The 14,681-nt window shown below is 71.7% G+C and carries 14 protein-coding genes; 3 read left to right on the top strand and 11 right to left on the bottom strand.

What is annotated here, in order from left to right:
* The first annotated feature begins 60 nt into the window (after positions 1–60).
* Positions 61–813: a hypothetical protein gene (locus tag JT362_RS20645; RefSeq protein WP_260193101.1), complete on the top strand. Its 753-nt coding sequence runs from the start codon at positions 61–63 to the stop codon at positions 811–813.
* Here the strand turns inward: JT362_RS20645 and JT362_RS20640 are convergent.
* The gene (locus tag JT362_RS20640; RefSeq protein WP_260193100.1) at positions 807–1,823 is read right to left on the bottom strand and encodes a ferric reductase-like transmembrane domain-containing protein; all 1,017 of its coding nucleotides are present in this window, start codon (positions 1,821–1,823) and stop codon (positions 807–809) included. The two genes, JT362_RS20645 and JT362_RS20640, sit on opposite strands and share 7 nt — an antisense overlap.
* 92 nt (positions 1,824–1,915) lie before the next feature.
* Between JT362_RS20640 and JT362_RS20635 the strand changes: the two genes are divergently transcribed.
* On the top strand, positions 1,916–3,550 hold the full coding sequence (locus tag JT362_RS20635) for an ABC-F family ATP-binding cassette domain-containing protein (RefSeq protein ID WP_260193098.1): 1,635 nt from the start codon (positions 1,916–1,918) through the stop codon (positions 3,548–3,550).
* Between the two features lie 38 nt (positions 3,551–3,588).
* On the opposite strand, the gene JT362_RS20630 is transcribed toward JT362_RS20635, so the two are convergent.
* From JT362_RS20630 to cysD, 8 genes are all read right to left on the bottom strand, one after another.
* Positions 3,589–3,966: a histone-like nucleoid-structuring protein Lsr2 gene (locus JT362_RS20630; protein WP_260193097.1), complete on the bottom strand. Its 378-nt coding sequence runs from the start codon at positions 3,964–3,966 to the stop codon at positions 3,589–3,591.
* 256 nt (positions 3,967–4,222) lie between these two features.
* Entirely contained in the window at positions 4,223–5,002 is a 780-nt protein-coding gene (surE, locus tag JT362_RS20625) for a 5'/3'-nucleotidase SurE (RefSeq protein ID WP_260193096.1), read from the bottom strand.
* Positions 4,999–5,940 (bottom strand): PfkB family carbohydrate kinase, encoded by a 942-nt coding sequence (locus JT362_RS20620; protein ID WP_260193095.1) that lies wholly within the window; start codon positions 5,938–5,940, stop codon positions 4,999–5,001. The genes surE and JT362_RS20620 overlap by 4 nt, the downstream gene beginning before the upstream one ends.
* 30 nt (positions 5,941–5,970) lie before the next feature.
* Positions 5,971–7,017: an alpha/beta hydrolase gene (locus JT362_RS20615; RefSeq protein WP_260193093.1), complete on the bottom strand. Its 1,047-nt coding sequence runs from the start codon at positions 7,015–7,017 to the stop codon at positions 5,971–5,973.
* A gap of 11 nt (positions 7,018–7,028) precedes the next feature.
* Positions 7,029–8,279 carry an esterase/lipase family protein gene (locus JT362_RS20610; RefSeq protein WP_260193092.1) on the bottom strand — a complete coding sequence of 417 codons (1,251 nt, stop codon included), beginning with the start codon at positions 8,277–8,279 and terminating at the stop codon, positions 7,029–7,031.
* 12 nt (positions 8,280–8,291) lie between these two features.
* Positions 8,292–9,092, bottom strand: a complete 801-nt coding sequence (locus tag JT362_RS20605; protein WP_260193091.1) for an alpha/beta fold hydrolase — start codon at positions 9,090–9,092, stop codon at positions 8,292–8,294.
* 119 nt (positions 9,093–9,211) lie between these two features.
* On the bottom strand, positions 9,212–11,038 hold the full coding sequence (gene cysN, locus JT362_RS20600) for a sulfate adenylyltransferase subunit CysN (RefSeq protein ID WP_260193090.1): 1,827 nt from the start codon (positions 11,036–11,038) through the stop codon (positions 9,212–9,214).
* Positions 11,038–12,078: a sulfate adenylyltransferase subunit CysD gene (cysD, locus tag JT362_RS20595; protein WP_260193089.1), complete on the bottom strand. Its 1,041-nt coding sequence runs from the start codon at positions 12,076–12,078 to the stop codon at positions 11,038–11,040. The genes cysN and cysD overlap by 1 nt, the downstream gene beginning before the upstream one ends.
* A 58-nt stretch (positions 12,079–12,136) precedes the next feature.
* On the opposite strand from cysD, the gene JT362_RS20590 reads away from it, so the two are divergent.
* Positions 12,137–12,640 (top strand): hypothetical protein, encoded by a 504-nt coding sequence (locus JT362_RS20590; RefSeq protein WP_260193087.1) that lies wholly within the window; start codon positions 12,137–12,139, stop codon positions 12,638–12,640.
* Between the two features lie 22 nt (positions 12,641–12,662).
* Here the strand turns inward: JT362_RS20590 and JT362_RS20585 are convergent, their stop codons facing one another.
* Positions 12,663–14,231 (bottom strand): monocarboxylic acid transporter, encoded by a 1,569-nt coding sequence (locus JT362_RS20585; RefSeq protein ID WP_260193085.1) that lies wholly within the window; start codon positions 14,229–14,231, stop codon positions 12,663–12,665.
* Complete coding sequence (locus JT362_RS20580) at positions 14,228–14,587, bottom strand: DUF485 domain-containing protein (protein WP_260193084.1); 360 nt, start codon at positions 14,585–14,587, stop codon at positions 14,228–14,230. The genes JT362_RS20585 and JT362_RS20580 overlap by 4 nt, the downstream gene beginning before the upstream one ends.
* Between the last annotated feature and the right edge of the window lie 94 nt (positions 14,588–14,681).

The raw sequence follows: 14,681 nt of genomic DNA, 5'->3' as shown, positions 1-14,681 counted from the left end.
AGGTGCGTCACCCTGATGCCGGACTGTGTTCGATCTCGCGTGACCCGCACACTGGTCGGCGTGGGTCCGCGCACACGCCCCTCGCGCCACGATGCCGCGGCACAACAGTTCCTGGCCGTGGCGGCCGAGCTGATCGACACGTACCTGCAGGCCGAGCCCGTCGACGCGCACCAGTCGCGGCGGCTGCGGCACGTCCGTTTCCCCGCCGCCCTGGACTGGCTGCGCGCCGAGGACGTCATCCGGCTGGCGCAGACCTGGACCGGCGAGCGCGCGAGCCGGCGCGCGTTCTTCAACCGGTGGCCGACCAGGGCGGAGTTCCTGCCGGACGCGGTGGTCTACACCCTGCTGCGGGAACAGGACCCGCTCGTTCCCGCGCCCGCGGCGTCGGTCTCCCGGCTGATCTCCGCCGCGGCGGACGACCTGCTCGCCGAGCTGTCCAGGCATCCGCGCAGCTACCTGGTCCTGCACCTCGGGCCGCTGCTGCCCCGGCACCCGCAGCTCGCCGGGTCGCTGCTGCCCACCTCCCGGGCGGCGACCGGGGTGTGGCTGGAGATCTACCGACGGCTCGCGCACGGCCTCGACCTGGTGATGCGTCCGGAGTGGACGTTCAAGCGGACTTCCTCGGTGCTGCAGGCCATGCTCGACGGCTTCCTGCTGCGTCAACGCGTGCACCCGGACGACCAGGCCACCTACCGCTGGAAGAACGCCAACATCCTCGCCGACGCGATCATCGCGTTCCTGCTCGGCGCCGTCGACTGGGACCTCACCGGCAAGTCCGCGCAAGCCGCGCTCGACGACCTGACCCGTCACTGATTCCGTACCGGGTCCGGCACCCTGGCCCTCGGCCGCGCCAGCCGCAGCGCCACCGCGATCGCGACCAGCAGCACCGCCGTGCCGGCCCAGAGCATCCACTGCTCGACGTTCAGCGGCGCGCTCTCCGCCCCCGGCGTCCGCCCGCCGTCCACACCGGACACCGCGACCAGCACGAGCACGACCGTGGTCGCCACCACCGCGAGCAGGGCGGTCACCCGCCGGGCGACCTCCAGCGGCCCGATGGCGCGGCCGGACCGCTCGGCCGGGCGGGCCGGGGCGAGCAGGCGGGCCAGCAGCAGCACCGCGACCGGGACCTGCAACAGCCACAGCGTGGTCCTCGGCCAGCCGTCGAACCACACGTTCGTGCCGTAGAGCAGGGTGTGCCAGACGCTCAGCACGTACACCACGATGACGAACCGGTGCAGCACCCGCCAGGCCCGCGCGCCGGTCCGGTTCCGCAGGTAGTACGCCAGGCCCAGCGGGATCGCCAGGTAGAACGCGAGCAGGCCGAGCAGGATCGCCACGACACCGGTGCCCGACGGGTACACGCCCGGCACGAACGCCTCGGCGAACGCGCTGCCGACCCGGCCGAGCCAGCCGAGCCCGTGGTCGTTGGACCACACCAGCTCGACGAAGAACAGGAACGCGTGCGCGAACATCAGCCCGATCGTGGTCAGGCTCGTGGCCCGGTGCAGGCGCTCGACCCGGGCCGCGGAGTACCGGCCCGGCAGCGACCACGCCGGCCGGGCCGAGGCCCTGACCAGTCCCAGCATGGTGGTCAGCCATGCCCACAGCAGCGCGGACCAGCCGAACGCCTGGGACAGGAAGTACACCCAGAACCGGTTGGCGTCGGCCATCATCGGCATCACCGCGACGGTCGCCGAGGTGCCCTGACGTACCCGGATGTAGAGCCACACGAAGATCGCCAGCGTGACGACGAGTGCCGCGCTCGCGTCCGGCACGGCGGCACGCAGGTCCGCTCGCAGACCGGAACGGCGCTGTTCTGTCACGATTCAGAGTGAACCACACCGGATCGCGGCCCGGAACCTCCGATCGGACCCTCCGCTGATCGGCCGCAGGCACGAGCCGTGACAATGACGGGGTGGGAACTCTGGTGGCCAAGGGCCTGGCGGCGGGGCACGGGGACCGGGTGCTGTTCTCCGGGCTCGACCTCGTCGTCGCGCCGGGGGACGTGCTCGGGCTCGTCGGCGTGAACGGGGCCGGGAAGTCGACGCTGCTGCGCACGCTGGCCGGGCTGTTGCCGGCCGAGGAGGGCTCGGTGTCGCTGAGCCCGTCGACCGCGACCGTCGGCTACCTGCCGCAGGAGCCGGACCGCAGGCCGGCGGAGACCGTGCGCGCGTTCCTCGGACGGCGCACCGGCGTCACCGCCGCCCAGGCCGCGCTGGACACCGCAACCGAGGCACTGTCGGCGGAGCGGCCCGGCGCGGACGAGGCGTACGCGGAGGCGCTGGAGCGGTGGCTCGCGCTCGGCGGCGCCGACCTCGACGAGCGGATGGCCGAGGTGGCGGCGGACCTGGGGCTCACCGTCGGGCTGGACGCGCCGATGCCGTCGCTGTCCGGCGGGCAGGCCGCCCGCGCGGGGATGGCGTCACTGCTGCTGTCCCGGTACGACGTGTTCCTGCTCGACGAGCCGACCAACGACCTGGACCTGGACGGTCTCGCCCGGCTGGAGACGTTCGTCGCCGGCCTGCGCGCGGCGACCGTGCTGGTCAGCCACGACCGGGAGTTCCTGGCCCGCACGGTGACCGGCGTGGTCGAGTTGGACCTGCACCAGCAGCGGGTGAACACCTACGGCGGCGGCTACGACTCGTACCTGGCCGAGCGCGAGGTGGCCAGGCGGCACGCCCGCGAGCGCTACGCGGAGTACGCCGAGACCAGGGCGAGCCTGGAACTGCGGGCCCGCACCCAGCGCGCGTGGATGGACAAGGGCGTGCGCAACGCGCGCCGCAAGGCACCCGACAACGACAAGATCGCACGCAAGGGCCGGATCGAGGCGACCGAGAAGCAGGCCGCGAAGGCCAGGCAGACCGACCGGCTCATCGAGCGGCTGGAGGTCGTCGAGGAGCCGCGCAAGGAGTGGGAGCTGCGGATGGAGATCGCCGCGGCCCCGCGCGCCGGTGCGGTGGTCGCGGCGCTGCGGGGCGCGGTCGTGCGGCGCGGTTCCTTCACCCTCGGCCCGGTCGACCTGCAGATCGACTGGGCGGACAAGGTCGCCATCACCGGCGCGAACGGCGCCGGGAAGTCGACCCTGCTCGCGGTGCTGCTCGGCCGGGTCGAGCCGGCCGAGGGGCACGCCTCACTCGGACCCGGCGTGCGGGTCGGCGAGGTCGACCAGGCCCGCGCGCTGTTCACCGGGGGCCGGACCCTGCTGGCGGCGTTCGAGGCCGAGCTGCCGGACCAGGCGCCGAGCGAGCTGCGCACGCTGCTGGCGAAGTTCGGTCTGACCGCCGCGCACGTGCTGCGCGCGGCCGACAGCCTCTCCCCCGGCGAGCGCACCAGGGCCGCGCTGGCGCTGCTGCAGGCGCGCGGGGTGAACCTGCTCGTGCTGGACGAGCCGACGAACCACCTGGACCTGCCGGCCATCGAACAGCTGGAGTCGGCGCTGGCGAGCTATCCCGGCACACTTCTGCTGGTCACGCACGACCGCCGCATGCTCGAGGCCGTGCACACGACCCGGCATCTCCGGGTCGTGGACGGCACGGTCCTCGACGGCTAATTGTGGCGTTCCGAGCCGAATTCGGCCCGGAATGCCGGTCAGGCCTTCTTGCGGGAGCGGCGCTTCGCGGGCTTCTCGGCGCTCTGGGCCTCTTTGTAGGCGTCCAGGACGTGGCCGGGAATGCGACCGCGGGCGGACAGTTCGAAGCCGTTCTCCGCCGCCCACTCGCGGACCTGGCCGGCCTCGCCGTTGGCGCCGCCGCCGGTGCTGGGGCGGGTTCCGCGCTTCACCCGGCCGCCGGTGCGCCGCGCGGACCCGACGTACTCGGCGAGGGTGGCACGCAACCGCTCGGCGTTCTCCTCGGTGAGGTCGATCTCATAGTTGGCACCGTCCAGTCCGAACAGGACGGTGGAGATGTCGTCCGAGGCCTCACCGGTCAGATCGTCTACCAGTTGGACCAGAACTTTTTGTGCCATCGAGGAGCCCTTCCGAGAAGATGCCGCGAATGCGACTATCAGATGCGAAGATTAGCAAGCACCGGGAAGTATTCCAAGCCGACTCGGCGACGATCGACCCACCCCTAATTGTGAAGAATCCTTGGGGAGCAAGTTGCGGTCGGCAGCTTGCTGGGGCCGGACACGGCGAACCCCCGCGGTGCTGCCAGGTCGGGGGTCCGCCAGCACCGCGGGGGCAACCGGGACATCGCCGTGGACCACGGGCCCGTTACATGTCTCACAGCCGAGACGCGCCGAGTTGTCGCAGCAGCATGTCGTGCTCCATGACCGGGCTCAGTGGAGTGGCGGTGGCGTGGCCGTCGGCCAGCATGGCCGCGTCGGTGCCCGCCTCCAGCTCACCCTCGACCACCACGCTGCCGACCTCGATCAGCTCGTCGCGCAGCTGGGTCACCTTGCTCTGCACCCGGCCGTAGCTGGCCAGCGGCCCCCAGCGCAGCTCGCCGATCTCGCCGGCCGGGCGGTCGGGCACGTTCACGTTGATCACCGTGCCCTTCGGCAGCTCGGCGACCATCGGCAGCAGGCCGGTGGCGACCGAGCTCGCGGTGAGCCAGTGGTGCCGCTCCGGCTCGTCCTCCATCTCGGTGTCGAGCGAGACGGCGACCGCGCGAACGCCGTTGACGCCCGCGGTGAGCGCGGCGCCGACCGTGCCGGAATGCAGGATCGCGCGCCCGACGTTGGCACCCCGGTTCACCCCGGACAGCAACAGGTCCGGCCGCTCGCCGAACCCGTCGTGGCAGGCGATCAACGCGATCAGGCCGGGGTGCGCGGCGACCGCGTACGCGGGCACGTCCTCCAGGCCGGGCAGCCGTCGGCGGCGGTCGATCGCGACCTGGCGGGCGTCCTTGGCCGCGGTCAGCCCGGCGCTGGTACCACTCGACTCCGTGGTCGGCGCGGCGACCACCGGCGACCAGCCGAGGTCCAACGCGCACCGGACCAACGCGTGCAGACCGGGCGAGTCGATGCCGTCGTCGTTGGTCACCAGCACCTTCGGCGTCATGAATCCTTCTCCCCGATGGGCTCGATCCGCACCCGGTCCGCCAGCACGCGGACCGCCTCGCCGCCGCCGGTGCCCAGGCCGTGGCGGGTGATGTTGAGCGCGCCGGCGGCCGCGCCGAGCCGCAGGGCCGTGTCGATGTCCGCGCCCTGCGCGAAGGCGGCCGCGATGCCGGCGGTCATCGAGTCGCCGCCGCCCCGGGTGTCGACCGGGTCCAGCGCCGGCGCGGTCACGGTCACCGCGTTCCCGCCGTACACCGCGATCGTCGGGTCGGCGGCGCGGGAGACCACGACCAGGTCCACCCCACCCCTGGCGATGTCCTTCGCCGCGGCCAGCAGGTCCGGCAGCTCCGCGGACTCGGCCCGACCGTCCTCCTGACACTCGTCGTGGGCGATCTTGACCACGGTCGGGGTGGCCTTCAGCGCCGAGGCCAGCCGCGCACCGGCGAGGTCGACGACGACCCGGCAGCCGTTGCGGACGAGGTCGGCGGTGAGCCGCTCGTACACCGACACCGGCACGACCTCCTCGGTCGCGGTGTCGGCCGACCCGCTCAGCACGGCGGTGCCGGACTCGATCGCGGCCACCACGGTCAGCTCGTACAGGTCGTCGAGCTCGTGCCGGCTGAGCTTGTCCGGCGCCATCTCCACCAGCGGCTCCCGGTCGCCCTCGCGCCGGTCGTGCACGTAGGCGCCGTTGCGGGCGGACACCTCGCGGGCGCGGACCTCGATGTTCGGGCCGGCCATCAGGTGCCGGAGCACCGTGCCGGACTCCCCGCCGAGCGCGCAGCACAGGGTCACCGGCGAACCGAGCGCGGTGATCATCCGCGACTGCCAGAACCCCTGCCCGCCGGCGTGCACATGGACGTCGGGACTGCCCTCCACCTGCTCGACGGTCACCGTCAGCTGCGGCGAGGGCGCGAACACCACCACACGGTCACTCACGCCGTCCGGTGTACCCAGCAGCGTCCGGTTTCAGTCCTTCGCGAGGATCTCCCGCAGCGCCGCGTCGAACTCGGCGGGCCGCTCGACGTGCGGGCTGTGGCCGCAGTCGGTGAACACGACCTCGTCGTAGGTCCCGCCGGCCTCGGCGTAGCGGTCGAGGACGGCGCGGGTCTGGGTGACCATCGGCTGCGGCGGCCGGGTGCCGGCGCCCGGCCAGTCCGGCAGCGCACCGGCCGACCCGAGGAACGCGAGGTCGAACACGGAGGTGTCGGACACGATCTGGTCGTCGGCGCCCCTGATCCAGCGGATCGGCGGCTTGGGGTCGACGGTGTGCAGGTCGTCGAGGCGGAAGTGGTTGGGGGACATGGTGTTCAGCACGCCGGAGCGGCCGGCGGCGACCCCGGGCCAGGCGTCCGAGGGCACCGCGTCGCCCGGGTAGTGCGCGTCGCCGGTGCGGGTGGAGAGCATCGACTCGACGAACGTGTCGGTGTGCTCAGGGTGGAACGGCGGCTTGACGTAGTAGGTCAGCAGCACCTGGCGGGGCGAGAGCGGTGAGCCGTCGCTGCGGTCGCCCTCGGCCAGCAGCCGCACGAAGTCCGGGTTGGCCGCGCCGCCGCCCGCGCCGGTGCCCGCGTCGTCGTAGGGCTCGCCGTCGGCGCCTCGGGTGCCACCGAACCCGTAGGGCGACACCGGGTTCACCAGGGTCACGGTGCGCACGCCGGTCGGCCGGTCGCGCAGCAGCTGGAGCACGACGCCGCCGCCCATGCTCCAGCCGACCAGGTGCACCGGGCCGAGGTCGAGGGCGGCCACGAGCGCGGCGACGTCGTCGGCGTAGTCCCGCACGCCCCGGGTGGCGTCGACCGGCAGCGGCTCGGTGTCGCCGAAGCCGCGCAGGTCGACCGCGACCGGCCGGTACTCCGCCGGCAGGTCGAGCATGGCCCGCTGCCAGAACAGGCTGGAGGACACGTTGCCGTGTACGAAGACCACGGGGGTGCCGGCCCGGCCGTCGACCTCCAGGACGTTGACGCGCAACCGGTCGGTCGGCACGCGGCGGGCGGTGATCCCGGGGAGCGGCATGGGGTTCCCTTTCACGCGAGCCAGCCGGCGACGGTCGACATGACCGAGGTGGCCCAGCCGAGCTGGAGGTGGTTGGCCGAGGCGACGAGCTTGGTGGCGCCGACGGTGGCGACGCCGGTGGTGTCCAGCGCGCTGGCGACGAACACGACGCCGTCGCTGGGGCCTCGGGTCTCGTTCCAGACGCCCACGATCGTGGGGGCGCCGCCGGCGAGCAGGTACACCGGCACGCCGGCGGGGGTCGGCGTGGACTGGATCTCGTCGATCAGCGAGCCGGCGTCGATGGCGGCCTGGATGCCGGGGCCCGCGGTGTAGAAGCCCTGGCCGCCGTGGTAGGTGGTGTACCAGTCCTGTGTGGACGTGTTGATGCCGTACACGCCGTCCCAGCGGGCCAGCATCTGCCGCTGACCGGGGTAGGCGTCGTGACCGCCGGCCGGGGTGATGGACAGCTCCGGGTGGTGGGTGTACCGCCCGTAACAGGTCATGTGGGTGTGCGGGCTGGGGGCGTTGATCGCGCCGCCGCACTCGGGCCAGACGGAGAAGTCGTGCGCCCAGCCGTGCGCGAACGGGTAGTCGTAGCCGCCGTTCGGGCCGCCGAGGGTGACCAGCCGGCGGACGTCGCCCGCGTAGTTCCGGCCCCAGGCCGGCTTCACCGAGGCGACGTACATCCTGGCGGACATCATCCCCTTGCTCCAGCCGACCACGTCGACCTTCGCGACGCCGGGCCGGGCGCGGATGACCGCGACGGCGTCGCCGACCTGCTGGGCCTGCTGGAGGTTGTCGCCCTGCTTGTGCGCGAACCCGATGGCGAACACGCGGTGGCCGCGGGCGGCGAGGTACTGCATGAGACCGGTGGACGGACAGGTGGCCGAGCCGCAGCCGAAGCCGCCGGACTCGTTCGGGTTGGCCCAGGCGCGGTCCGGGTTGTCGTTGGCGCCGTGCACGAGCAGCACCGGGGTGGTCCTGGTGCCGGTGTTCCAGCCTGGCGCGGAATACAGCAGGAACTCGGCGGAGGACGGCCGGGCGGAGCCGAAGAACGTGCGCCGCTGGCCGTCCTGGTCGCCCCGGCCGTCCGGCGGGTACTGCTCGTCGCGGAAGCCGGGCGTGGTGTCGCGGTACCGGTCGACCTTCGCCCACCCGTTGGCGACGTCGGTGAAGGTGGCCTCGAGCGTGAGGTGCGCGGGGTCGGCGGACGCGGTGGTGGGCACGGAGGTGGGTACGAGCAACGCGGCGGCCAGCGTCACGACGGCCAGGATTCTGCGCATCGGGGCTCCGTCTCAGTCCAGCGCGGCGGCGACGACACCGGCGTGGGCGAACAGGATCGAGTAGTGGTTGCTGTCCGGCACGCTGCGGACGTCGAGGCCGGGCGGCGGGTCGGGGTAGAGCGGCGGAACCTCGTCGAGCAGGCCGCGCTCGGCCCGCAGGAACGGCGTGCCCTCCGGCAGCGCGGCGAAGGCGTCCCGGCCGGCGGCGCCGTGGTGCAGGTCGACGAAATCGGCGCGCATGGCCTCCTCGGCGACCCGGCTGCGCCCGTCCGGGCCGAGGTCGTGGTCCACGTACGCCTCGACGGCCGGCGACCAGTCCCGGAAGGCGGGGTGCGCGCGCCAGAAGTCCCGGTAGGCGTCGCGGCTGGGGAACGTCATCCGCAGTCGCTCGGCGGCGGGTCCGAGGAGGGCGTCCGGGTCACCGTCCGGGGCGGCGAGCGGCGCTCCCCCGTCCACGAGCACGAGCCGGGCGACCCGGTCGGGGTGCCGGTGGGCGAACACGGCGGCGACGAACCCGCCCATCGAGTGCCCCACGACGCGGGCCCGCTCGATCCCGAGCGCGTCGAGCACCCGCACGCAGTCCTCGGCGTGCCCGGCCATGCCGTACGGACCGGCGGCCACACTGCGACCGCGTCCGCGCAGGTCGGGCGCGACCATCGGCGTGCTCAGCCGGTCGGCGACCGCGTTCCAGGCCATCCCGGAGGCGGTGATCCCGTGCACCGCGAGCACCGGCTCAGCGTCGGGCTCGCCCCAGACGTGGACCCACAGCTCCCCGCCGGTGACGGGCACCGCACGACCGACCGGACCGGGCATACGTCCACCTCCGCGAACCACGACACCGGGGACGCCCTACCGTCCCCCGTGCCGCGCTCGCGGACAAGGTGGCCGACCACCACCGACACCGGGCCGGGTGTGTGTCAGGTCGACACAGGTCAGCAGACGCCGAGCTCGTGCAGCCTGGCCAGGACCGCGTCGGCGGCCTCCTCGGCGGACAGGGCGCTCGTGTCGACCCGGACCTCCGGGTGCTCCGGGGCCTCGTACGGGGAGTCGATGCCGGTGAAGTTCGGCAGCTCCCCCCGGCGTGCCTTGGCGTAGAGGCCCTTCGGGTCGCGGCTCTCGGCGAGCTCCAGCGGGGTGTCCACGTGGACCTCGCAGAACTCGCCGTCCTCGACGATGCCGCGGGCGAGGTTGCGCTCGGCGCGGAACGGCGAGATGAACGACACCAGCACGATCAGCCCGGCCTGCACCATCAGCCCGGCGACCTCGCCGACCCGGCGCACGTTCTCCACCCGGTCGGCGTCGGTGAAGCCGAGGTCCTTGTTCAGGCCGTGCCGCACGTTGTCGCCGTCGAGGGTGAACGTGTGCCGGCCCTGCGCGTACAGCCGCTGCTCGACCAGGTTCGCGATCGTCGACTTGCCAGCGCCGGACAGGCCGGTGAACCAGACGACACACCCGCGGTGGCCGTTCAGCTCGGCGCGCTTGTCCTTGTCGACCGACATCTCCTGCCACTGCACGTTGGTCGAGCGGCGCAGCGGGTAGCGCACCAGGCCGGCGCCGACCGTGGCGTTGGAGAGGCGGTCGATGACGATGAACCCGCCGAGGTCGCGGTTGGCCCGGTACGGGTCGAGCGCGACCGGCTGGTCGAAGTGGACGTTGCCCAGCCCGATCTCGTTCAGGTGCAGGGTCTTCGCCGCGAGGCGGGCGCCGGTGTCGACGTCGAGCCGGTGCTTGGGCTGCTCGATGGTGAGCCCGACGGTCGTGGCGCCGATCTTGGCCAGGTACCGCCGGCCGGGGAGCATCTCCTGCTCGCCCATCCAGATCAGGTCGGCCTGGGCCGCGTCGGCCACCGCGGGCGGGTCGCCGGCGGCCAGCACGGAGCCGCGGCTGACGTCGAGGTCGTCTGCCAGGACCACGGTGACCGACTGGCCGGCCACGGCCTCGTCCAGGTCGCCGTCGAAGGTGACCACGCGGGAGACGGTCGTCTTGTGCTCGCCGGGGAACACGCTGACCGTGTCGCCCGGGCGGACGGTGCCGCCGAGGATCGCGCCGGAGACGCCGCGGAACTCGGAGTCCGGGCGGTTCACCCACTGCACGATCATCCGGAACGGGTCGGACCGGCGCTCGTCCTCGACGGCCACGTTCTCCAGCCAGCCGAGCAGCGTCGGGCCGTCGTACCAGGGCATCTCCCGCTCCGCCTGGGTGGCGACGCCGGCGCCCTCCAGCGCGGACACCGGGATGCAGGCGACCTCGTCGATGCCGATGCTCGTCGCGAACTCGCGGTACTCCTCGGCGATCCGGTCGAACGTCTGCTGGTCGTAGCCGACGAGGTCGATCTTGTTCACGGCGAGCGCGACCCGGCGGATGCCGAGCAGCGACACGATGTGGCTGTGCCGGCGGGTCTGGCGCAGCACGCCCTTGCGCGCGTCGAGCAGGATCACCGCGGCGTCGGCGGTGGAGGCGCCGGTGACCATGTTGCGGGTGTACTGCTCGTGGCCGGGGGTGTCGGCGACGATGAACGTGCGGTTCTCGGTGGCGAAGTACCGGTACGCCACGTCGATCGTGATGCCCTGCTCACGCTCGGCGAGCAGGCCGTCGACCAGCAGCGACAGGTCCAGGTCGGAGCCGCGCCGCTTGGAGTCGGCGGTGAGGGTGGCGAGCTGGTCGGCGTGCAGCTGGCGGGTGTCGTACAGCAGCCGGCCGATCAGCGTGCTCTTGCCGTCGTCGACGCTGCCGCAGGTGATGAACCGAAGAAGCCCCATCAGAAGTACCCCTCCCGCTTCTTGCGCTCCATCGATCCCGACTGGTCGCGGTCGATCACCCGGCCCTGGCGCTCCGAGGTGGTGGCGCCGACGGTCTCCTCGATGACCTCACGCAGCGTGGTCGCCGTGCTGGGGACCGCGCCGGTCAGCGGGTAGCAGCCGAGCGTACGGAAGCGCACCAGCTCCTCGCGCGGGGTCTCGCCCTCGGCCAGCGGCATCCGGTCGTCGTCGACCATGATCAGCGTGCCGTCGCGCTCGACCACGGGCCGGCGGGCGGCCAGGTACAGCGGGACGACGGGGATCTCCTCGCGCTCGATGTACTGCCACACGTCGAGCTCGGTCCAGTTGGACAGCGGGAACACCCGGATGCTCTCGCCCGGTGCCTTGCGCGCGTTGTAGAGCCGCCACAGCTCGGGGCGCTGGGCGCGCGGCTCCCAGCGGTGGTCCGCGGTGCGGAACGAGAACACCCGCTCCTTGGCCCTGGACGCCTCCTCGTCGCGGCGGGCGCCGCCGAAGGCCAGGTCGAAGCGGTGCTTGTCCAGCGCCTGGCGCAGCCCCTGGGTCTTCCACATGTCGGTGTGCGTCGCCGAGCCGTGCTCGAAGGGGTTGATACCGAGAGCGATGCACTCCGGGTTCTGGTGCACGATCAACTCGAGCCCGTGCTCGGCCGCCGTGCGGTCCCGGAACTCGATCATCTCCCGGAACTTCCAGGTGGTGTCTACGTGCAGCAACGGGAACGGCGGCTTGGACGGATAGAACGCCTTTCTCGCCAGATGGAGCAGGACCGAGGAGTCCTTCCCGATCGAGTACAGCAGCACCGGACGCTCGCTCTCCGCGACCGCCTCGCGCATGATGTCGATGCTCTCGGCCTCAAGCCAATCCAGGTGGGACCACACCTGACCACGCCTCCAATACTGGTCGGCTCGACAGTGTACGGACCTGCCCCGACCACCTCGCACCGGCCCTACTTTCGTAGGTTGTGCCCGCTTTTCGCGGGCCGGTACTTTTGACTTCGCTTGGGCATAAAATACCCATCGCATTTTAATCAGTTAAACCCTGCTACTGAATTGCTGTCAATTTATCACGACAGGAGATGCGATGCTGAAGCTGGCAACGAAGCTGGTTCTGGCGTTCTCCGCGGCGGTCGCTCTCGGTGTGCTCGGTGCGCCGGCGACCGGGGCCGCGACCACGGACGATCACGCGGCGGGACATTCCGACCACGGCGCGCCCGTGCAGGAGTCGGCCCCGATGGCCTGGTCGTACACGATCATGCCGTCCTGCGGCGGTTGGGAGAGCCCGATCCGCCAGGGCGCGAACTACTGGGGCGACGTCACCGAGGGTGGCGGCACCCCGGTCGAGTGCCAGAACTCGGCGATCACCGACTGCGGGTTCGAGCCGGTCGAGGTGCTCGTGGACGGACAGTTGATCGTCGTCGGGTGCAACTACGGCATGGGACAGCTGATCAAGCTGTTCCCGGGCGCGGTGAACGACCCCGCGCTGCTCGCCGCGCACGAGTTCGGCCACAACTGGTACGGCCACTCCTACGAGGGCTGCGCCTCGTGGGCCAGTCCGGAGGCCGTCATGGCCACCACGATGTGCTGACCTGACGTGCTGAGGTAGCCCCTCACCGCGCGCCGATGCCGGTCACCGAGCGGACCTCCAACTGGTCCGACCGACCGGCATCGGCACGTTCGGCGCTGAGCACCGTGCCGAGGTAGCCGAGCAGGAACGACAACGGGATGGACACGATGCCCGGGTTGCTCAGCGGGAACAGGTGGAAGTCCACGTCCTCGAAGATCGAGGTGCTGGTCCCGGAGAACACCGGCGAGAACACGATCAGCACCAGGCACGAGCCGAGCCCGCCGTACATCGAGAACAGCGAACCGGTGGTGTTGAACCGCCGCCAGAACAGGGTGTAGAGGATCGTCGGCAGGTTCGCCGACGCGGCGATCGCGAACGCCAGCGCCACCAGGGACGCGACGTTCTGCCCGAGGGCGAGGATCCCGCCGGCGATCGACAGGCAGCCGATCACCACCGCGGTGATCCGCGCGACCCGCAGCTCCGCTCCCGGCTTGGGCCTGCCGTGTTTGAGCACGTTGGCGTACACGTCGTGCGCGAACGACGCCGACGCGGTCAGCGTCAGCCCGGCGACCACCGCGAGGATCGTCGTGAACGCCACCGCCGCCACGATCGCCAGCAGCACCGCGCCGCCGACCTCGAACGCCAGCAGCGGCACCGCCGAGTTCTCCCCGCCGGGCGCCGCCTCGATCGCCGCCGACCCGACGATCGCACTGGCCCCGTAGCCGATGACCAGCGTGGCCAGGTAGAACAGCACCATCGCCCAGATGGCCGCGATCACCGAGCGGCGGGCCTGGAACGCGTCCGGCACGGTGTAGAACCGCATCAGCACGTGCGGCAGCGCGCCGGCGCCGAGCACCAGCGCGAGCGACAGCGACACGAAGTCGAGCTTGGTCGTCCCGCTCTCCCCGTACTCCGTGCCCGGCGCGAACACCGCCTCGCCGTGCGCGTTGTTGGCGGCGGCACGGTCGAGCAGGTTCGACAGGCTGAACCCGAACTTGCCCAGGATGAACACGCTGAGCATCAGCACGCACAGCAGCAGCAGGCTGGCCTTGATGATCTGCACCCAGGTGGTGCCCTTCATGCCGCCGACCAGCACGTAGAAGATCATGATGGCGCCCACGCCGACGATCACCAGCGCCTGCCCGCCGGTGGACCGCACGTCGAGCAGCAACGCGACCAGCACGCCGGCCCCGGACATCTGCGCGAGCAGGTAGAACGAGGAGATCACCAGGGTCGAGTAGGCGGCCGCCGCGCGCACCGGCCGTTGCCGCATGCGGAAGCTGAGCACGTCGCCCATGGTGAACCGGCCGACGTTGCGGACCCGTTCGGCGAGCAGCAGCAGCGGGATCAGCCAGGCGACGAGGAAGCCGATCGAGTAGAGGAACCCGTCGTAGCCGTGCGCGGCGATGAATCCGGCGACCCCGAGGAACGACGCGGCCGACAGGTAGTCGCCGGAGAGCGCGACGCCGTTCTGCATTCCGCTGAACGCGCCGCCCGCGGCGTAGTAGTCGGCGGTCGTGGTGTTGCGACTGCTGACCCGGTACACGACCAGCAGGGTGACGACGACGATGACGAGGAAGATGGTGATGTTCAGGATGGGGTCGCCGGTCATCGGCGCGCCCCCGCCCGCTCCTTCAGCGCCTCGACCGCCGGATCCATTCGACGGCGGGCGAACCGCGAGTACAGCACCATGATCAGCACGGTGCTGGCGAACTGGGACAGCCCGAGCAGCATCCCGACGTTCACCGAGCCGAACACCCGCACGGCCATCAGGTCCGGCGCGTACGCGGCGAGCAGCACGTAGGTCAGGTACCAGCACAGGAACAGCGCCGAGGCGGGGAACACGAACCGCACGATCCGGCGGCGCAGCGCCACGAACTCCGGCTGGGCACGCAGGGCCGCGAAGTCCGGTGCGCCGGTCGGATCGACGAGGTAATCGCTTTCCGGCGCGCGCGTAAAGGAGGACATTCGAGTCATGCGGAGCCCTTTCGCGAGATGCCCGAAAGCGTAGCCAGCGCGTCAAGAGGTGATCGCGGCCGCACGTTTCGGCGGAAAGGTAACC

Source organism: Actinophytocola gossypii, from assembly GCF_025165815.1.
GTDB lineage: Bacteria > Actinomycetota > Actinomycetes > Mycobacteriales > Pseudonocardiaceae > Actinophytocola > Actinophytocola gossypii.
Note: the sequence above shows the minus strand (reverse complement) of the source record. Positions and strands in the feature narration are given on the sequence as shown.

Coding starts and splice junctions, on each gene's coding strand:
- JT362_RS20630 (WP_260193097.1), bottom strand. CDS start 3,966: ATGGCACAAAAAGTTCTGGTCCAACTGGTAGACGATCTGACCGGTGAG.
- surE (WP_260193096.1), bottom strand. CDS start 5,002: ATGACGCCGAAGGTGCTGGTGACCAACGACGACGGCATCGACTCGCCC.
- JT362_RS20615 (WP_260193093.1), bottom strand. CDS start 7,017: ATGCCGCTCCCCGGGATCACCGCCCGCCGCGTGCCGACCGACCGGTTG.
- JT362_RS20610 (WP_260193092.1), bottom strand. CDS start 8,279: ATGCGCAGAATCCTGGCCGTCGTGACGCTGGCCGCCGCGTTGCTCGTA.
- JT362_RS20605 (WP_260193091.1), bottom strand. CDS start 9,092: ATGCCCGGTCCGGTCGGTCGTGCGGTGCCCGTCACCGGCGGGGAGCTG.
- cysN (WP_260193090.1), bottom strand. CDS start 11,038: ATGGGGCTTCTTCGGTTCATCACCTGCGGCAGCGTCGACGACGGCAAG.
- cysD (WP_260193089.1), bottom strand. CDS start 12,078: ATGCGATGGGTATTTTATGCCCAAGCGAAGTCAAAAGTACCGGCCCGC.
- JT362_RS20590 (WP_260193087.1), top strand. CDS start 12,137: ATGCTGAAGCTGGCAACGAAGCTGGTTCTGGCGTTCTCCGCGGCGGTC.
- JT362_RS20585 (WP_260193085.1), bottom strand. CDS start 14,231: ATGACCGGCGACCCCATCCTGAACATCACCATCTTCCTCGTCATCGTC.
- JT362_RS20580 (WP_260193084.1), bottom strand. CDS start 14,587: ATGTCCTCCTTTACGCGCGCGCCGGAAAGCGATTACCTCGTCGATCCG.